The following is a 17,635-nucleotide window of genomic DNA, read 5'->3' as shown; positions in this document are numbered from 1 at the left end:
ACCGTGCTCAGCCGACCGGCGGGGCGGTGGGTGGTTTCGGCGCCTCGCCCGGCTCGGCCGGTTCGCCGACCGGCCGCTCCTGGTCCCCGAAGGAGGTCCGGATGCAGCGGTTCGCCTCCTCCTGCTCGATCCCGGAGGCCACCAGCAGGTCACTGGCCGTGGTACGGATCTGGGCGACCACGACGCTGCCGGAGAAGCCGACCCCTGCGCCGTACGCCCGCCCGGCCTCGCTGACGGCCCGCAGCGACCGCTCCCGCGCCTGCTGCGGCTCCTCACCCACCGCGAACTCGTGCTTGAGCAGCCGGACCGACTCGGCGAGGTGGCCGATCGCCTCCGGCATGGCGTCGGGCACCGGCTCGTCGTCCTCGATCAGGGTGACGGACCGGCGGATCAGGGTGCCGGAGTTGCGCATCGCGCGGTCGATCGGGTCGGCCGCCTCCGCGTAGTGGGTGAGTTCGCTGCGGCGGTGCCAGCGGGCCGGTGACAGGGTGGCCGTCTCCTTCGCCCCCTCGATCGCCTCGGACAGGGTCGCCAGCTCGTCCTTGTTGTTGCGCAGCCGTTCCAGCGCCCGCTGGATGCCGGCGCGATCCCGCGCGCGCAATCCGTCGGCGGTGGCGTCGAGTTGCGCCGCGAGCAGGTCCAGCGCCGGCCGGGCGGCCCGGTTGATCACTCGGAGCGGGTTCAGCGGCAGCAGCACAGCCGTCACCAGCAGGGCGACCCCGCCGCCGAGGAACGCGTCGACGAAGCGGGGGATCTCCAGGTTCTGGGTCGACGGGCTCAGCGTCACGATCAGCACCGCCGTGGCCGCCGCCTGGATGACGATGGCCACGCTCGCGCCGGCGAAGATGGTGAGCAGGATCGCCACCGTGACCACCAGGCCGAGCTGCCACGCTCCGGTGCCGAGAAGGTAGATCAGCAGGTCGCCGACAGCCACCCCGACGCCCACGCCGACGATCAGCTCCACGGTCCGGCGGAAGCGCTGGCCCACCGACGCGGCCAGCGTGCCGACGGCGGAGATCGGCGCGAAGACCGGCTGCGGATTGCCGAGCACGTTGTGCGAGACGAGGTACGCCAGGCCGGCGGCCAGACCGGCCTGCACGGCCAGCCCACCGGCCATCCGTACCCGGTGCAGCCGGTCGTGCAGGGTGGCCCTACCGCGGTGCCGGAGCTGCTCGGTGGCCTCCGCGATCCGCGCCCCGTCGACATCCACCAGTCCATCGCGCAGCGGGGCACGCCGCACCATCGGAGGTCTCTTGTCCCGGGCCGCCGCCATGGGCGCGACTACCCGTGGCAGGGCCGCTGAATCCTCCCGTGCGCGTGCCGCGCGAGCGGATGCGGCAGACTCGGGCGGTGGCGGATCTGCTGGACCGGTGGCGTGCGGCGGCCCACGCCGCCGGTGCGAAACCCGACGAGCGCTCCATCCGGGCCGGTGAACAGCTACTCGCCCGCTGGCGGGAGCCGCACCGGCACTACCACACCGTCGCGCACCTGGGCGTCGTCCTCGATGTGGTGGACCGCCACGCCGGGCTGGCCGGGCGGCCGGATCTGGTCCGGTTGGCGGCCTGGTGCCACGACGCGGTCTACGATCCACGGGCCGCCGGCGACGCCAACGAACGGGACAGCGCGGCACTGGCCGAGAGTCTGCTCACCGGGCTCGGGGTGCCGGCGCCCGCCGTCGCCGAGGTCCGCCGGCTGGTCCTGCTCACCGCCGGGCACCGGGTCACGCCGGACGACGCCGACGGTGCCCTGCTCTGCGACGCGGACCTCGCCGTGCTGGCCGGCCCACCGGCCGCCTACGACCGCTATGCCGCGGCGATCCGACGGGAGTACGCCCACGTGCCCGAGCCGGCCTTCCGGAGCGGACGGGCCGCCGTGCTCACCGGGCTACTGGAGCTACCCACGCTGTTCCGGCTACCGCTGCTCGCCGCGCGGTGGGAAGCGCCCGCCCGGGCCAACCTACGCCGGGAGCTGGCCACTCTCACCGGGTCGGCGGCGCACTGAGGTGCTTCGGGCGACGCAGGCCGGCGTCGCGGAGCAACCGGACCAGCTCCCGGCTCGGCACCACCCGGGCACCGAGCCACACCGCCGACGCGAACCGGTCGGCAGGGATGTCGTAGTGGTCCCGGTCGAAGCCGCGCCGGGGCGCGCCCAGCGCCTCCGCGAAGGCGTGCAACTCGGCGTAGGAGACGTCACTGATCAGGTGCGACCAGAGCCGACCGCGCGCCGGCCACGCCGGCCGGTCCAGGTAGAGCATCCGCCGAGGCTAGCTCGCGTTGATGATCGGTGGCCGGCGACCTAGCCTCGGCGGCATGGCCCCCACCGGACTCCTCGACGACCTGCGCGCCGCCCTGGGCGAGAACGCCGTGCTCACCGACCCGGACCTGCTGCGCGTGCACCAGCGCGACGAGGCCGACCTGTGCGCCGCCGGCGTACCCCTGGTGGTGACCCGCCCCCGCACCACCGAGCAGGTGGTCGCGGTGATCCGGGCGGCGGCACGGTACGGCGTACCGGTCGTGCCCCAGGGTGCGCGGACCGGGCTGGCCGGTGCGGCGAACGCGGTGGACGGTTCGGTGGTGCTCAGCACCGTCGCGATGGACGAGATCCGGGAGATCGACCCGGTGAGCCGGATCGCCGTCGTCCAGCCGGGCGTCGTCAACGCCGCGCTGGCCGGGGCGGTCGCCCAGCAGGGCCTCTGGTACCCGCCGGACCCCGGCTCCTGGGAGTCGTCCACCATCGGCGGCAACGTGGCCACCAACGCCGGCGGCATGTGCTGCGTGAAGTACGGCGTGACCACCGAGTACGTGCTCGGCCTGGAGGTGGTGCTCGCCTCGGGCGAGGTGCTGCGCACCGGTCGGCGTACCGCCAAGGGGGTCGCGGGCTACGACCTGACCCGGCTCTTCGTCGGGTCGGAGGGAACCCTCGGCGTGATCACCGAGGTGACCGTGGCGCTGCGGCCCGCCCCGGCCGAGTCGCTGACCCTGGTGGCGGTCTTCGGCTCCACTGCGGCGGCCGGCACGGCGGTGGCCCAGATCGCCGCCCGGGGTCTCACGCCGAGCCTGCTGGAGCTGCTCGACCAGACGCACCTGCGGGCGATCGAGGCGTACCAGCCGATGGGTCTGCGAACCGACGCGCAGGCCCTGCTGCTGGCCGCCGCCGACACCGGTGGCCGGGCGGCCGACGACCTGGCCGCGCTGGCCGGGGTGTGCGAGGCGGCCGGCGCCGAGGAGGTCTACGCGGCCACCGACGCGCTGGAGGCAGCGGCGTTGTTGCAGGCCCGCCGACTCGCCCACCCGGCGATGGAGAAGTTCGCCGCCGAGACCCACCCGGGTGGCAGCGGCGGTCTGGTGATCGACGACGTGGCGGTGCCGCGGGGCGCGCTCGCCGCGCTGCTCGACGGGGTGGCCCGGATCGCGGCGGACTGCGACGTGCCGATCGGCGTGGTGGGGCACGCCGGGGACGGCAACATGCACCCGAACATCGTCGTGGACCGGGCCGATCCGGCGAGCGTCGAGCGGGGCCGCCGGGCCTTCGACGAGATCATGCGGCTCGGCCTGGACCTGGGCGGCACCTGCACGGGCGAGCACGGGGTGGGCCTGCTCAAGCGGGACTGGCTGGCGCGGGAGATCGGCCCGGTCGGCGTCCGGGTCCACCAGGCGATCAAGTCGGCACTGGACCCGACGGGCCTGCTCAATCCCGGCAAGGTGCTCTGACGGGCTGCCCTCAGCCCTCGACCTCGGCGGGCGTCGCCTGGGTGAGCAGCAACAGGATCTCGCCGGCCACCGGCGGGCGTTCCTCGCCGGGGCAGTCCTGCGAGCTGATCAGCCCGGACGAGGTGAGCAGGCTCGACGTCAGCGCGTCGATGCAGGTGGTCCGGTACCGCCGGACCTGGTCGGTCTCCTCGGCGAGCCGAGGATCGGCGAGGAGCACCTGAAGCCGCTCGGTCTGCTCCGGCGCCAGCCTGCCCCGGGAGGTGACCCCGTCGCCGGCACAGTCGAGGCACTGCCACGAGCCGTCCCGCTCGACACTCAGGGTGCGCAGCGAGGCGTCGGCACCCAGGCGCTGAAGCAGGCTGACCTGCCCCTGGGTGATCGTCGTCGGGACCTCGGGGGCCGACCCGCCGACAGCCGAGCCGGGCGGCGGGGCGGCCGGTGTGTCGGCGGCGGCGTCGCGGCCGAGCAGCGAACACCCGGCCGATGCACCGACGAGCACCACGCCGAGAAGAGTGGCGAGCAGACGAGGGCGCGCGCGGTTAGGCACGCGCGGAAACCTACCCCACCGTAGGTAGCGTTCAAAACCACCATCCGGGCCGCTATCGCTTGTTACCCCTCGGTAGCGTTACATTCCGGTCATCTCGCGGTCGGCCGCAGCTCCGCCTGATCGTCGCCGCCCCGGTCCGCGGCGTACCCGCGTGCGTCCGGCACACCGAGTCGGGCGGCGTCCGCTCCGGCGTCGTCCGGCATGAGCTGGGACTGGCGCTCCGCCTCGACCCGCGCGCGATAGTGCTCGACCTCGCGGGCCCGCGTGGCCGCGTCCCACCCGAGCACCGCACCCATCAACTCGGCGGTGTGGTCCGCCGACTCCAGCCCACGGTGGCTCGTCTCGAACGAGATCCGGGTACGCCGCGTCAGCACGTCCTCCAGGTGCAGCGCCCCTTCGGCCCGCGCCGCGTAGGTCACCTCCGCCGCCAGGTACTCCGGGGCGCCGGCCAGCGGCGACGCGAGCAGCGGCTCGGCATCGACCAATGCCAGCAGGTCGAGAGTGAGGCTCCCGTACCGCTCCAGCAGGTGCTCCACCACGCCCACCGGAACGCCATGCCGCCGGGCCAGGTCGGCCCGATCCCGCCACAGTGCGGCGTACCCGTCGGCGCCGAGCAGCGGCAGGTCGGCGGTCCGCGACTCGCGGCCGCCCCCCAACCGGCGTACGGCCCGGTCGACGACGTCGGACGCCATCACCCGGTACGTCGTGTACTTGCCACCGGCCACCAGCAGCAGCCCGAGCATCGGCTCGAACACCGCGTGCTCCCGGGAGAGCTTCGAGGTGGAGTCGGCCTCGCCGGCCAGCAGGGGGCGCAGCCCGGCGTAGACGCCCTCGATGTCGGCGGTGGTCAACGGCCGGTCCAGCACGGTGTTGACCTGCTGCAACAGGTAGTCGATGTCGCGCGCCGAGGCCGCCGGGTGGGACCGGTCCAGCCGCCAGTCGGTGTCCGTCGTACCGATGATCCAGTGCCCGCCCCACGGGATCACGAAGAGCACCGACGTCGCCGTACGCAGGATGAGCCCCGTCTCCCCGGTGATCGCCGAGCGGGGCACCACCAGGTGCACCCCCTTCGAGGCGCGCACCCGGATGCCCGGCCGCAGGCCCACGTCGTTGAGCATCCGCGACATGTCGTCGCTCCACACACCGGTGGCCGCGATGACGGTACGGGCGTGCACCTCGAACTCCGCGTCCGGTGAGCCGGCCGGGGCCTCCAGGTCGCGGACCCGGACACCGGTCACCTCCCGCGCCTGCCGGATCAGCCCGACGGCGCGGGCACTGCTCACCACCGTGGCGCCGAGGCTCGCGGCGGTGCGGGCCAGGGTGACGACCAGCCGGGCGTCGTCGACCTGCCCGTCGTAGTAGCGGATCGCACCGGCCAGGGCGTCGGCCCGCAGGCTCGGGAAGATCCGCCGCGCGCCCTCCCGGGTCAGGTGCCGGTGCAGCGGCATGCCCCGGCCACCGCCGAAGATCCCGGCGAAGGCGTCGTACGCGGCCACGCCCGCGCCGTAGTACGAGCGACGGAAGACTCGCGCCGGCAGGTCCCGCAGCCCTCGCCCGGCGGGCAGGGGCACCAGGATCGGTACCGGGCGCACCAGGTGCGGCGCGAGCCGGGTCGCCAGCAACCCTCGCTCGGTCAGCGCCTCGTGGACCAGGTGGAACTCCAACTGCTCCAGGTAGCGCAGCCCGCCGTGGATCAGCTTGCTGGACCGGCTCGACGTGCCGGAGGCGAGATCCCGCGCCTCGACCAGGGCCACCTTGAGGCCCCGGGAGGCCGCGTCCAGGGCGGCACCGGCACCGGTCACCCCACCCCCGATGACCAGCACGTCGAAGCGCTCGGCGCGGAGCCGGCGCAGGTCTGTCGTACGGCGGATCGGCGAGAGCTGCCCGGCGACGGATCGGGAGACATTGGGGTCACGCACTCATCCACCGTAACCGCCGTACCAGCCGGTCGACATGTGCCGTCCGTCCCGCCCCCGGTCGTCCGGCCGCAGATCTTGGACAGGACCCGCCCGGCTGCCGGAAACTGTCCAAGATCTTCGAGGTGGTCGTAGGGTTCTCGGATGCATGGTGAGCCCGCGCGTTCCGGAGCCGGCGACCGTAGTTCCCCGTGGGCGGTGGTCGCGGCCGTGTTCGTCGGCTGCTGGATCGTCGCGGTCACGGTGGCCACCCAGACCGGCGGCTGGCTCACCGATCAGGTGCTGCTCGGCTTCGGACGGGACCGGGTGGGCTGGCTCTGGCCGGTGCTCGGCCTGGCCACCGTGGTGCTGACAGGTACGCCCGCCCTGCTGTTGACCGTGCTGCCCCGCTCGACCACGGTCCGGGCCACCGGCCGGGTCTGGTTGGCTGCCGCGCTCACCCTCGGGGTGCTCACGTTGCTGCGCGTCGTGCCGCCCGTGCACCACGAGGCGAACCTCGCCGCGCTGGCCGCCACGACGCTGCTCGCCGCGCTCGCCGTGCGCTGGTCGCGGCGTCGGCGGACGTACCCCGGGACGGCTGGCGTGGTCGACGGCCTGGCCCGGCGCGACGAGGGCGACGCCCCGGGTGCCGAGGCCGCCGGCAGCGCGGAGCCCGCGCGTGGCTCCCGTCGGCCGGGCGCGGTGCCGCTGCTCGCGGTCGCCGCCGGGCTGGCGTTGCTGCTGCCCTGGGCCTGGCTGGGAGCGCTCGGAGGGCTCCTGGAGACCGTCCTCGCGCTGGTGGCCGCCGCCGCCCTCGGGGTGCTGGCGGCGACGCTTCTGGACGCCGCCCTGTGGTCCCGGTTCGCGGTCGGCCGACCGCCCCGGCCGGCCCGGCTGGTGCTGGTCGGCGGCCTGGTCGCCGGGGTCGCGCTGCTGCTGCTCGCGGCCGGGGCGGGCCAGTCCGGCGCTCAGTTGCCCGCTCTGCTGACCCTTCCGCCGACGGGCTTCGCGCTCGCCGCGCTCTGGGCCGCGACCTGGCATTCCACCACCGAACCGGCTGCGACCCGGCAACCCGTCGGCGATTCGACGGAGCAGGTTCGCGCCGGACGGACGGCGACCGGCTGGCTGGTGGGCCTGGCCGCGCTGGGGCCGCTGGCGTTCACCGACCCGGAGGAGATCACTCTGCTCCTGGTCGGCACCCGCGACGTGCCGTTCTGGGTGGCGGCGGCCGCCGCCGCCGGGCTCGCCGTGGCCGTCCTGGTGGCCATCGGGTACGCGGTGCTGCTCGCCCGGCCGACGGCCCGTGTCCCGAGCCGTCGGGTGGCGGCGGCGACCGCCCTGGTGCTGCTGGTGGCGTTCGCGGTGGTCGACGTCGGGCCCGGTCAACCCGGCCTGTACGGCGAGCGGCTGCTGGTGGTGCTGCGCGAGCAGGCCGACCTGAGCGGCATCCCGGCCGGCGCACCCGGGCAGGCCGGACGGGACGCCCGGGCGGCGGAGGTCTACCGGCGGTTGGTGACGACCGCCGACCGCACCCAGGCCGACCTGCGCCGCACCGCGGAGCGTCTACGGCTCGACCCGGTGCCGTACTACCTGGTCAACGCGGTCGAGGTGGACGGTGGCCCAGCCGTGCGCGCCTGGCTCGCCCGACGGCCCGAGGTGGCCCGGGTACTGGTCAGCCAGCGCCTCCGGCCGCTACCCGCCCCGGCGGGGCAGACCCGCGGCACCTCGCCGGCGCCCACCGGTCCGGAGTGGAACATCCGGCAACTCGGCGCGGACCGGGTCTGGTCCCAGCTCGGGGTGACCGGCAGGGGAATCGTGGTCGGCAGCTCCGATTCCGGCGTCGACGGCGGCCATCCGGCGCTGCGGGCCGGGTTCCGGGGCGGCGACGACTCCTGGTACGACCCGTGGGACGGCACCCGGGCACCGAACGACCAGGGCGGGCACGGCACCCACACGGTGGGCAGCGCGGTCGGGCGGGACGGCATCGGCGTGGCACCGGACGCGCAGTGGGTGGGCTGCGTCAACCTGGACCGCAACCTGGGCAGCCCGGGGCACTACCTGGACTGCCTCCAGTTCATGCTGGCGCCCTTCCCCACCGGTGGTGACCCGTTCACCGACGGCCGGCCCGAACGCGCCCCGCAGGTGCTGACCAACTCGTGGGGCTGCCCCTCGATCGAGGGCTGCGACCGGGACACGCTGCTCCCGGCCACCACGGCGCTCGACGCGGCCGGCATCTTCGTGGTCGCCGCCGCCGGCAACACCGGCCCGTGGTGCGCGTCGATCGACGACGCGCCCGCGCCGTACGCCAACGTGCTGACCGTGGGCGCGGTGGACGCGCAGCGCCGGGTGGCGGAGTTCTCCTCGCGCGGGCCGGTGCCCGGTGGCGCGGGCAAGCCGGACGTGCTGGCGCCCGGCGTGGGCGTGGTGTCGGCCATGCCCGGCGGCGGGTACGCGGCGCTGGACGGCACGTCGATGGCGACCCCGCAGGTGGCGGGAGTGGTGGCGCTCATGTGGTCGGCGAACCCGACGCTGATCGGCGACCTGCCCCGGACCCGGCAGATCCTGCGGGACACCGCCACGCCGGCCGAGCCCACGTACCGCTCACGCAATCCCAGTGACGCCTGCGGGGGCCCGGCGAACGTCACCGGTGCCGGTCAGGTCGACGCGTACGCCGCCGTGCGCGCCGCCCGAGGGTGAGCAGGGCGGGAGGCGACGGGTGATCTAGGGTCGGCGACCATGGACGCCGAGATCACCGTCACCGAACTGGACCTGGACCTCGTGCCCACCGTGGCTCGGCTCTGCGCGCAGGCGCTCGACCTGCCGGAGGACGCGGCCGAGGCGGACGCGATCGTGGACGTGCTCTGGCCCCGGGCCGCCGTCGACCGGCCGGTGATCGGGCTGGGGGCGTACCGGGGCGACGATCTCGTCGGGGTGCTCATCGGCTCGGTATCGCCGAGCGAGCCGGGCACCGGGCACGTGGACCTGGTCGCCGTACTGCCGGGGCAGCGCCGCCGGGGCGTGGGCCGTGCGCTGCTCGCCCGGGCCGAGCAGGCCCTCGCCGAGCACGGCGTGACGGAGGTGCTGCTGGCCGGAAACCCGCCGTACTACGCCTGGCCGGGCATCGACGTGCGGTACACACCAGCGGTCTGCGCGGCCCTGGCGCTCGGCTACCAGCAGGACCGGACCGCCTGGAACATGACCGCGGACCTGTCGTACGACGAGTCGCCGGCGCTGCGGTCGACGACGGCCGCCGAGGACCGGCTGGCCGGACAGGGCATCACGGTACGACGGGCGGAGCGGGCGGACCTGCCGGCGCTGACCGCGTTCGCCCGGTCCACCTTCGGTGGGGCCTGGGACGGTGAGCTGGCGGGGTCGGTGGGCCGCGAGGGGGCCGGCTGCCACCTGGCGGAGCGGGCCGGCAAGGTGCTGGGTTTCGCCGCCTACGGGTCGTCCCGGCCGAGCTGGTTCGGGCCGATGGGCACCGCGCCCGCCGCCGAGGGCTCGGGCATCGGCGGGGTGCTGCTGCGGCGCTGCCTGCGGGACCAGCGTGCGGCCGGGCTGGACCGGGCGGAGATCGGCTGGGTGGGGCCGGTGCCGTTCTACTCGGGCAGTGCGGGTGCGCGGATCGAGCGGGTCTTCTTCCTGTACCGGCGGACACTGCCGACGTCATAACAGGCAAATGGGACATTGATCCATTCGCCCGCGTCGGGCATCGACGCCCCCTACCGTTTCGGTAGAGGAGGCAGCCATGACCACGGATGACGACCAGACCGAGGACGGCCCGCCGATCACCTGGAAACCGGTCGGCGAGCTGCCCGGTCAACTGCCGTTCGACCGACTGGACTACGGCGACGCCGAGCAACTGGCCGAGATGACCACCGACGGTCAACCGGCGAGCGAGGAACCGCAGGAGATGGTGGACGCGCCGATCCAACTGCTGCCGCCGTACGACCGGGCGCAGAAGCGCCGCAACCAGCGCCCCCTGCCCACCTGACGACGAACGGGGCGGACCGCGTCAGCGGCCCGCCCCGTTCGGTGTGTCGGAACTGGACTCAGAAGTCCATGTCCCCGCCACCCGGGCCAGCCGGGGCAGCCGGGGTCTTCTCCGGCTTGTCCGCGACGACGGCCTCGGTGGTGAGGAACAGCGCGGCGATCGACGACGCGTTCTGCAGCGCAGAACGGGTCACCTTGGCCGGGTCGATGATGCCCGCGGCCAGCAGGTCGACGTACTCGCCGTTCGCGGCGTTGAGACCGTGACCCGCCTCGAGGTTGCGGACCTTCTCCACCACGACGCCGCCCTCGAGGCCGGCGTTGACGGCGATCTGCCGCAGCGGGGCGTCCAGCGCGACCTTGACGATGTTGGCACCGGTGGCCTCGTCGCCCACCAGGTCCAGCTTGTCGAAGGCGGTCTTGCCGGCCTGCACCAGCGCGACGCCACCACCCGGGACGATGCCCTCCTCGACGGCCGCCTTCGCGTTGCGAACGGCGTCCTCGATGCGGTGCTTGCGCTCCTTGAGCTCGACCTCGGTGGCCGCGCCGACCTTGATCACCGCAACGCCACCGGCCAGCTTGGCCAGCCGCTCCTGCAGCTTCTCGCGGTCGTAGTCGGAGTCGCTCTTGTCGATCTCGGCCCGGATCTGGTTGACCCGGCCCTGGATCTGCTCGGCGTCACCGGCACCGTCGACGATGGTGGTCTCGTCCTTGGTCACCACGACCTTGCGGGCGCGGCCCAGCATGTCGACGCCGACGGCGTCGAGCTTGAGGCCGACCTCCTCGCTGATGACCTGACCACCGGTGAGGATGGCGATGTCGGCGAGCATGGCCTTGCGGCGGTCACCGAAGCCCGGCGCCTTGACGGCGACCGACTTGAAGGTGCCCCGGACCTTGTTGACGACCAGGGTGGCCAGGGCCTCGCCCTCGATGTCCTCGGCGATGATCAGCAGCGGCTTGCCCGACTGCATGATCTTCTCGAGGATCGGGAGCAGGTCCTTGACCGACGAGATCTTGCTGTTGACGATCAGGAGGTAGGGGTCGTCGAAGACGGCCTCCATGCGCTCCGGGTCGGTCATGAAGTAGGCCGAGATGTAGCCCTTGTCGAAGCGCATACCCTCGGTGAGCTCCAGCTCCAGCCCGAAGGTGTTGCTCTCCTCGACGGTGATGACGCCTTCCTTGCCGACCTTGTCCATCGCCTCGGCGATGATCTCGCCGACGCTGCTGTCACCAGCGGAGATGGAGGCGGTGGAGGCGATCTGCTCCTTGGTCTCGACGTCCTTGGCGAGCTTGGACAGCTCCTCCGAGACGCTCGCGACCGCGGCCTCGATGCCCCGCTTCAGGGCCATCGGGTTGGCACCGGCGGCCACGTTGCGCAGGCCCTCGCGAACCAGGGCCTGGGCCAGGACGGTCGCCGTCGTCGTGCCGTCACCGGCGACGTCGTCGGTCTTCTTGGCGACCTCCTTGACCAGCTCGGCGCCGATCTTCTCGTACGGGTCCTCGAGCTCGATCTCCTTGGCGATGCTCACACCATCGTTGGTGATGGTGGGGGCACCCCACTTCTTCTCGAGGACGACGTTGCGGCCCTTGGGGCCGAGGGTCACCTTCACGGCGTCAGCGAGCTGGTTCATGCCCCGCTCGAGGCCGCGGCGAGCCTCTTCGTCGAACGCGATCATCTTGGCCATACGGCGTTGTCCTCCTGGACACTCACGGGCCACCCGAGATGTGTGCCCCGGATGGGCCGCCTGGTGTACGCACCTTGGGACGTCGCCACCTGGCGACGACGACGTCCTTCGGCCGGGCCGGATAGCCCGCGACGACCGGCCATGTGCTGCCCCGGCGTCTCCACACCGGCACAACCAGGCCCCACCGTCCCGACCATTGGCACTCACGGTATGCGAGTGCCAATGACTTGTTTAGCACTCTCACCTGCCGAGTGCAAGCACGATGAGCTCGGTCAGCCGAGTTCCGCAGCCAGTGTGGCCGCGTTCACGGGCCCTTCGTGCGCGCGTTGCTCGGTGTACGTGACCAGCAGCCCGACCAACTGGACGAGGTGGGCCGGCAGGGCCAGCACCGCCGTGAGGCCGATGACCATCACCACCCCGACCGCGGCGCCCGGGGACGCGAAGGGGTCCACGCCGAACGCGGCGGTACCGGCCGACTCCAGGATGCCGGGAACCATGGTTCCGATGATCACCGCGACACCCACCAGGGCCACCCGACCGAGCAGCATCCCGAGCCGGTCGTGGAACATCCGGAACGAACGGCCGATCGGGTTGTCCCGCTCGAACAGGTAGACCGGTCCGGCCATGCTCAGCGCGAACGCCAGGTAGATGCCCGGCAGCACGCAGAAACAGACTCCGACGCCGATGAGCAGGCTGACCAGCAGCGTCCAGCCCCACACGCCGAGCGCCCGACGCAGGCCGTACCGCAGCGCCGCGTCGAGGCGGGCGGGCCGGCCGGCCGCCTGCTGGGTGATCACCCAACTGCCCGCGGCCCAGCCCAGCGCCTGCACGAGGCCGATCACCAGGCTGCCGCCGACCAGCACGACGACGAGGGTCAACAGGCCGGTGGCGAAGTTGTCCGGGAGCCCGGTCGGGTTGGTCTCGGCCTGCGCCTCCCAGGCGGGCGACGGGTCCACACCGAACGAGATGACCGAGAGCACCGCCGCCGGCAACACCTGCGTGAGCAGCATGATCGGCACCAACTGCCGCCAGCCCCGGCGCAGCGCGCCCCAGAACCGCTCGAACCAGGCACCGATGCCGGCACCGGGCGGAGTGACGAGGGGGTCGTTCGGGTCGAGGCCGTGACCCGGCGGGTACCAGCCGACCGGCGCTCCCGGGTACCACGGTTGTCCGCCGTAGGGGCCGACCCCCGGCGGGTAGCCGCCGACGGGAGGGGAGGTCCAGCCCGGCGGCGGCCCGGCGTGCTGACCCCAGGCTCCCTGCGCGGGGTCCCAGCCCGGCGGCGGACCGACGGGCTGCCCCCAGGCGTCCGTCGCGGGGTTCCAGCCCTGTGGCGGCACGCCGACGGGTGGCATCGCGACGCCGGGCGAGGGCGGCGTGCCCGGGACCGCGCCGGGCGAGGGCGGTGTGCCCGGGGCCGCGCCGGACGAGGGCGGCGTGCCGGAGCCTTCGGCGGGCGGGATGGGGTCGGACGGGCCCGGCTCACCCGGCCCGGAGGGCGTGGTGGGTGGCGGCGTCTGGTCGGTCATGAACCCTCCTCAGCATCGGCTGGAACGGTTCACGATCTTCCCGGGCGGGCGTCCGCGCCGCAGCCCCGACTCGCCAGCCGATCGGGGCGAACCGCCGGCGGGTAGATCGGGGAACCGGTCAGCCGATGACGCGGACGTGCTCCGCCTGCGGACCCTTCTGGCCCTGGGCGATCTCGAACTCCACCCGCTGACCGTCGTCGAGGGCCTTGTAGCCGTCCATCTCGATAGCGGAGAAGTGGACGAACACGTCCTGACCGCCGTCCACGGCGATGAAGCCGTAGCCCTTCTCGGCGTTGAACCACTTCACGGAACCCTGGGCCACGGTGCACTTCCCTCACTCTGCGCGGCGTTGCCTGCCCGGACGTCCGGCACGCCGGACACCCACGGACCACCGCCACAGCGATCGACGACGACCGCTGAAAGAGGTGATCGAAATCGCACGCTACACGAGGAGTGACGGTCGCGCACGACCACAAATCGGGCATGGTCCAAGGCGCCTCGAACGCGCTGACTGATTCATGACGATGGTTGCGTTTGACCGGATGTAGGCGATCTGGCCGCCGTTGATCGCGGTGAGCGTCCGGCCCTGTGGTAGGCATTCGGACATGACCACCGACACGAGCGGTCCGGTCCTGCGGCAGGCGCGCATTCACCGGGTACGGCCGCAGGACGCCGCCCGGATGCGGGCGCTGCGCCTGGAGATGCTCGCCGACGCGCCGTTGGCCTTCCTGGAGACATTGGCGGACGCTGCGGCCCGACCGCACAACGAGTTCGCCGCCCGGGTGGCCTACACGTCGACCGGTCCCCACAACGCGCAGTTCGTCGCGGACCCGGGCGGCCGGCTCGTCGGGCACGCCGGCGGGACGGTCGCTCCGAACGAGCCGGGGCTGACCGTGATCTACGCCGTGTACGTCACGCCGACGTGGCGGGGCCGCGGGCTGCTCGGCGAGCTGATCGACGGGGTGGCCGCCTGGTCACGGGCGTGCGACCGGCCGGAACTGCTGCTGGAGGTGGTGGTCGGCAACGATCGCGCCTACCGGGCCTACCAGCGGCTGGGCTTCGAGGACACCGGCGTACGGGTCCCGCACCCCACGATCCCCGCCCTGACCGAACTCCAGATGCGCCGAACAGCGTAAAACCGAGAACCCTTCCCAGGGCAAGACCACAAAGATCTCCCACCCGAAGCCGGAGCGTCAGGCGACAACCGTGCCCACAGAAGGGTTTCCGGGGCAGCCGCCCCGCGCAGGGGTCAAGCCTGACCGCCCGGAGCGGGGCGGGCTGCCCCGGAAACCCCAACCGCGACCAAAGGTGAAGATCAGGCAGGACGCCGCGACTGCACGATCCGGAACCGATTCGCCACGTAAGCCCCGTCGGTCAGCGCCGAGTTGGCTGCCGCGTTGGCGCCGCTGCCGTGGAAGTCGGAGAAGGCCGCCGACTGGTTCACGAAGACACCGCCGGTGAGGTTGCAGGACAGGTGCACCCCGACCTCGACGGCGACCGCCTCGGTGGCGTCCAGCACCGCTTCGTCGGTCGAGTAGACCCCGGCGGTGAGCGCGCCCTTCTCGCCGACCGTCTTGCGCAGCAGCTCCAGGCTGTGCGCGGTGGAGTCGGTCGCGATGGCGAACGAGATCGGCCCGAACCACTCCCGGCCGTACGTCTGGGCGTCGTCCGCGGTCAGCTTGACGATCGTCGGGGTACGCACCACCGCGTCGGCGTACGACGGGTGGGCCACCGTCCGCGACTCCAGGACCGGCTCGCCGACCTTGGTCACCTCAGCCAACCGCTCCAACACCCCGTCGTTGACGATCGCGCCGGTCAGCTCGACACCCCGGGCCGGGTCGGCGGTCAGCTTGCCGACCGCCGCGGCGATTCCACCGGCCACCTCGTCGAAGCTCTTGTGCCCCTGGTCGGTCTCGATGCCCCCGGCCGGGATGAGGATGTTCTGCGAGGTGGTGCACATCTGACCGCTGTAGAGGGTCAGGGTGAAGCCGAGGTTGCGGCACATGCCGGCGAAGTCGTCGGTGGAGTCGATGACCACCGTGTTCAGGCCGGCCTTCTCGGTGTAGACCGACGCCTGCCGGGCGTGCGTCTCCAGCCAGTCGCCGTACTCGGTGGAGCCGGTGAAGTCGACGATCTTGACGGACCGGTGCAGCGCCAGGTCGCTGGCGAGCTTCTCGCCCGGCGCCTCGGCGGCCAGCAGGATCAGGTTCGGGTCGAAGCCGGCCTCCGCGAGGACCTCCCGCGCGTACTTCACGGTGATCGCGAGCGGCAGCACCGCGCGCGGGTGCGGCTTCACGATCACCGGGTTGCCGGTGACCAGCGAGGCGAACAGCCCGGGGTACGAGTTCCACGTCGGGAACGTGTTGCACCCGATCACCAGCGCCACACCACGGGGGACCACGTGGAACGTCTTGGTCATCCGCAGCGGGTCGCCCTTGCCGGCGGCCTTCTCCCAACCGGCGGTGCCCGGGTGCCGGGTCATCTCGGCGTACGCGTACGCCAGCGCCTCCAGCGCCCGGTCCAGCGCGTGCGCGCCGCCGGCCTGGAACGCCATCACGAACGCCTGCCCGCTGGTGAACTGCACCGCGTTGGCCAGCTCGAAGATGTGCTTGTGCAGCCGGTCGAGGATCTCCAGGCAGACGCCCACCCGGGCCTGCGGACCGGCGTCGCGCCACGCCGGCAGCGCGGCGGAGGCGGCGGTGACCAGCTCGTCGGTGCCGGCGTGCGGGTACCGCACCGCCAGGTCGACCCCGAACGGGCTCGTCTCGGTGGCGATCCGGCCGCCATTGCCGGGCTGGTCGAGCGGAAAGTCACCACCGAGGTACGCCTCGAAGGCGGCCTTGCCGTCGGCGGCGGCGGTCTCGCCGTACACGCGAGGGCTGGGGGACTCGGGATAGGCGGACCAGTAGCCCCGCTCCGTGATCGCGGTCAGCGCACGGTTGAGGGTGTCGGCGTGCCTGTCGTAGAGGGAATGCGGGGTCTCCGTCATGCCCGCCATCATGCAACAGCCCGGTCGGCGAGCAGTAGGGGCGGATACCCGTCAGAGAGTGAGCTGCCAGTTGTCCCAGGCGTCCACCGGGCGGAAGCCGAGCTGCTCGTTGATCGCCACCATGTAGCTGTTGCTGGCCGCGTTCCAGGTGTCGATGACGCGTACGGCGGGCTCGTGGGTGAGCAGATGGTGCAGGTTCTCCGCCTTGGCGATGAGGCCCAGCCGGTGGCCACGGTGGGTCGGGTCGACGATGGTGATCTGCTGGAACGCGTGCCAGTCCACGGAGGCGCCCACGTCGAGCAGGGTCCAGGCGACCAGCCGGCCGGACGCCTCGTGCAGCATCCCGAGGTGGTAGCGCCGCCTACCCCGGGCGTCCAGGGCGCGCTCGTTGCCCCGGATGCGCGCGGCGTCGACCTGTTCCGGTTCCCACTGCACGTCGCCCAGCGGCGCGTCCGTCATGAGCCGGCCGTCCAGGTAGGCGACGTCCGCGACGTACTCCGGTGGGGTGGTGCCCTGCCAGGAGACGGACCGGTAGCCCTCGGCGTGGGGCTGCGCGTCGGCCAGGGCCGCCCGCAGCGCGACCCGGTCGATGTCGGCGATGGTCAGCCGGCGACGCACCTCGGCCAGCGCGGAGTGCGCGCCCATCGCGGCGGCGAACGCGTGACCCGCCACCGTTCGGGCCGGACCGCCGGGCAGGGTGGAGACCGTCATCGCCGTCACCCGTTTGCGGTCGTGCTGGCGCAGCAGGCGTACCCCGTACTCGCGCAGGGCCCGGCCGACACCCCGACGCCGCAGGTCCGGATGGACCGTCAGCTCGGCGGTGGCGTTGTCGGTGTTGTCGAGCTGCGGCAGGTCGAGCTGGAGGTAACCGGCGGGCGCACCGTCCAGGCGGGCCAGCGCCCAGAGCGAGCGGGTGCCGGGCATCGGGGCGTGGAAGAACCCGTCGAAGCGTTGCCGGCAGGACGGTGGGAAGTCCGGCAGGTCGGCCTCGGTGGCCGCCGCTCCGACCCGGTACGCCTCGTCGACCGCCGCCCGGTCGGCGCCGTCGAACGGCACGATCGTGATGCTCATGCCGGTGAGCCTGACAGCCGCAAAAGCGACAGGGCCAGCGATTATTCGCTGGCCCTGTCGGACGTGGTCGGGAGGGGCATTCGCACAACGCCTCCGGCGTTGGGTCGCAAGAACTTCAAAAGTCTTCGGCGAAATGCCCTCCCGCACGGAGCATCTTGCGCCGTCCGGTTCCTGCCGTCAAGTCCTGAGCGGCGGGTTTTCCACACTCACAGCGAAAAC

15 protein-coding genes are annotated in these 17,635 nt (G+C 72.9%); 6 read left to right on the top strand and 9 right to left on the bottom strand.

The window, feature by feature from the left end; translation table 11 throughout:
- Positions 1–7: 7 nt before the first annotated feature.
- Positions 8–1,243 (bottom strand): aromatic acid exporter family protein, encoded by a 1,236-nt coding sequence (locus ACGFH9_RS05365; RefSeq protein ID WP_393215669.1) that lies wholly within the window; start codon positions 1,241–1,243, stop codon positions 8–10.
- 89 nt (positions 1,244–1,332) lie between these two features.
- Between ACGFH9_RS05365 and ACGFH9_RS05360 the strand changes: the two genes are divergently transcribed.
- Positions 1,333–2,001, top strand: coding sequence for a metal-dependent phosphohydrolase (locus ACGFH9_RS05360; protein ID WP_393215977.1), 669 nt, complete (start codon positions 1,333–1,335; stop codon positions 1,999–2,001).
- On the opposite strand, the gene ACGFH9_RS05355 is transcribed toward ACGFH9_RS05360, so the two are convergent.
- On the bottom strand, positions 1,979–2,254 hold the full coding sequence (locus ACGFH9_RS05355; protein WP_355242537.1) for a DUF4031 domain-containing protein: 276 nt from the start codon (positions 2,252–2,254) through the stop codon (positions 1,979–1,981). The two genes, ACGFH9_RS05360 and ACGFH9_RS05355, sit on opposite strands and share 23 nt — an antisense overlap.
- Before the next feature lie 55 nt (positions 2,255–2,309).
- On the opposite strand from ACGFH9_RS05355, the gene ACGFH9_RS05350 reads away from it, so the two are divergent.
- Entirely contained in the window at positions 2,310–3,710 is a 1,401-nt protein-coding gene (locus ACGFH9_RS05350) for an FAD-binding oxidoreductase (RefSeq protein WP_393215665.1), read from the top strand.
- A gap of 10 nt (positions 3,711–3,720) precedes the next feature.
- Here the strand turns inward: ACGFH9_RS05350 and ACGFH9_RS05345 are convergent, their stop codons facing one another.
- Together ACGFH9_RS05345 and ACGFH9_RS05340 are read right to left on the bottom strand one after the other, a co-directional pair.
- Complete coding sequence (locus ACGFH9_RS05345) at positions 3,721–4,257, bottom strand: hypothetical protein (protein ID WP_393215662.1); 537 nt, start codon at positions 4,255–4,257, stop codon at positions 3,721–3,723.
- Between the two features lie 89 nt (positions 4,258–4,346).
- Complete coding sequence (locus tag ACGFH9_RS05340) at positions 4,347–6,176, bottom strand: glycerol-3-phosphate dehydrogenase/oxidase (RefSeq protein ID WP_393215659.1); 1,830 nt, start codon at positions 6,174–6,176, stop codon at positions 4,347–4,349.
- 141 nt (positions 6,177–6,317) lie between these two features.
- Between ACGFH9_RS05340 and ACGFH9_RS05335 the strand changes: the two genes are divergently transcribed.
- The 3 genes from ACGFH9_RS05335 to ACGFH9_RS05325 all read left to right on the top strand — a co-directional run bounded on the left by ACGFH9_RS05335 (position 6,318) and on the right by ACGFH9_RS05325 (position 10,146).
- Positions 6,318–8,849 carry a S8 family serine peptidase gene (locus ACGFH9_RS05335; protein ID WP_393215656.1) on the top strand — a complete coding sequence of 844 codons (2,532 nt, stop codon included), beginning with the start codon at positions 6,318–6,320 and terminating at the stop codon, positions 8,847–8,849.
- A gap of 39 nt (positions 8,850–8,888) precedes the next feature.
- Positions 8,889–9,824 carry a GNAT family N-acetyltransferase gene (locus ACGFH9_RS05330; RefSeq protein ID WP_393215653.1) on the top strand — a complete coding sequence of 312 codons (936 nt, stop codon included), beginning with the start codon at positions 8,889–8,891 and terminating at the stop codon, positions 9,822–9,824.
- 76 nt (positions 9,825–9,900) lie between these two features.
- Complete coding sequence (locus tag ACGFH9_RS05325; RefSeq protein ID WP_393215650.1) at positions 9,901–10,146, top strand: hypothetical protein; 246 nt, start codon at positions 9,901–9,903, stop codon at positions 10,144–10,146.
- 58 nt (positions 10,147–10,204) lie between these two features.
- On the opposite strand, the gene groL is transcribed toward ACGFH9_RS05325, so the two are convergent.
- The 3 genes from groL to ACGFH9_RS05310 all read right to left on the bottom strand — a co-directional run bounded on the left by groL (position 10,205) and on the right by ACGFH9_RS05310 (position 13,678).
- Entirely contained in the window at positions 10,205–11,827 is a 1,623-nt protein-coding gene (gene groL, locus ACGFH9_RS05320; protein ID WP_393215647.1) for a chaperonin GroEL, read from the bottom strand.
- A gap of 272 nt (positions 11,828–12,099) precedes the next feature.
- Positions 12,100–13,356, bottom strand: a complete 1,257-nt coding sequence (locus ACGFH9_RS05315; protein WP_393215644.1) for a hypothetical protein — start codon at positions 13,354–13,356, stop codon at positions 12,100–12,102.
- Between the two features lie 118 nt (positions 13,357–13,474).
- Positions 13,475–13,678, bottom strand: a complete 204-nt coding sequence (locus ACGFH9_RS05310) for a cold-shock protein (RefSeq protein WP_124815530.1) — start codon at positions 13,676–13,678, stop codon at positions 13,475–13,477.
- 283 nt (positions 13,679–13,961) lie between these two features.
- Here ACGFH9_RS05310 and ACGFH9_RS05305 point away from each other — a divergent pair, with 283 nt between their 5' ends.
- Entirely contained in the window at positions 13,962–14,492 is a 531-nt protein-coding gene (locus ACGFH9_RS05305) for a GNAT family N-acetyltransferase (RefSeq protein WP_393215640.1), read from the top strand.
- 179 nt (positions 14,493–14,671) lie between these two features.
- Here ACGFH9_RS05305 and paaN read toward each other — a convergent pair whose 3' ends face one another.
- Together paaN and ACGFH9_RS05295 are read right to left on the bottom strand one after the other, a co-directional pair.
- Positions 14,672–16,345, bottom strand: coding sequence for a phenylacetic acid degradation protein PaaN (gene paaN, locus ACGFH9_RS05300; RefSeq protein WP_393215637.1), 1,674 nt, complete (start codon positions 16,343–16,345; stop codon positions 14,672–14,674).
- Between the two features lie 51 nt (positions 16,346–16,396).
- Positions 16,397–17,416 (bottom strand): GNAT family N-acetyltransferase, encoded by a 1,020-nt coding sequence (locus ACGFH9_RS05295; protein WP_393215634.1) that lies wholly within the window; start codon positions 17,414–17,416, stop codon positions 16,397–16,399.
- Positions 17,417–17,635: the final 219 nt, after the last annotated feature.

Origin of the sequence: Micromonospora sp. NPDC049102, from assembly GCF_043197485.1 — a bacterium.
In the GTDB taxonomy this organism is placed as follows: Bacteria; Actinomycetota; Actinomycetes; order Mycobacteriales; family Micromonosporaceae; genus Micromonospora.
The sequence above is the reverse complement of the archived record's forward strand: the minus strand, read 5'-3'. Positions and strand labels throughout refer to the sequence as shown.

Bases quoted from the DNA above. Each gene is read 5' to 3' on its own strand.
- ACGFH9_RS05365 (WP_393215669.1), bottom strand. From the start codon at position 1,243: ATGGTGCGGCGTGCCCCGCTGCGCGATGGACTGGTGGATGTCGACGGG.
- ACGFH9_RS05360 (WP_393215977.1), top strand. From the start codon at position 1,333: ATGCGGCAGACTCGGGCGGTGGCGGATCTGCTGGACCGGTGGCGTGCG.
- ACGFH9_RS05355 (WP_355242537.1), bottom strand. From the start codon at position 2,254: ATGCTCTACCTGGACCGGCCGGCGTGGCCGGCGCGCGGTCGGCTCTGG.
- ACGFH9_RS05350 (WP_393215665.1), top strand. From the start codon at position 2,310: ATGGCCCCCACCGGACTCCTCGACGACCTGCGCGCCGCCCTGGGCGAG.
- ACGFH9_RS05335 (WP_393215656.1), top strand. From the start codon at position 6,318: ATGCATGGTGAGCCCGCGCGTTCCGGAGCCGGCGACCGTAGTTCCCCG.
- ACGFH9_RS05330 (WP_393215653.1), top strand. From the start codon at position 8,889: ATGGACGCCGAGATCACCGTCACCGAACTGGACCTGGACCTCGTGCCC.
- ACGFH9_RS05325 (WP_393215650.1), top strand. From the start codon at position 9,901: ATGACCACGGATGACGACCAGACCGAGGACGGCCCGCCGATCACCTGG.
- groL (WP_393215647.1), bottom strand. From the start codon at position 11,827: ATGGCCAAGATGATCGCGTTCGACGAAGAGGCTCGCCGCGGCCTCGAG.
- ACGFH9_RS05315 (WP_393215644.1), bottom strand. From the start codon at position 13,356: ATGACCGACCAGACGCCGCCACCCACCACGCCCTCCGGGCCGGGTGAG.
- ACGFH9_RS05305 (WP_393215640.1), top strand. From the start codon at position 13,962: ATGACCACCGACACGAGCGGTCCGGTCCTGCGGCAGGCGCGCATTCAC.
- paaN (WP_393215637.1), bottom strand. From the start codon at position 16,345: ATGACGGAGACCCCGCATTCCCTCTACGACAGGCACGCCGACACCCTC.
- ACGFH9_RS05295 (WP_393215634.1), bottom strand. From the start codon at position 17,416: ATGAGCATCACGATCGTGCCGTTCGACGGCGCCGACCGGGCGGCGGTC.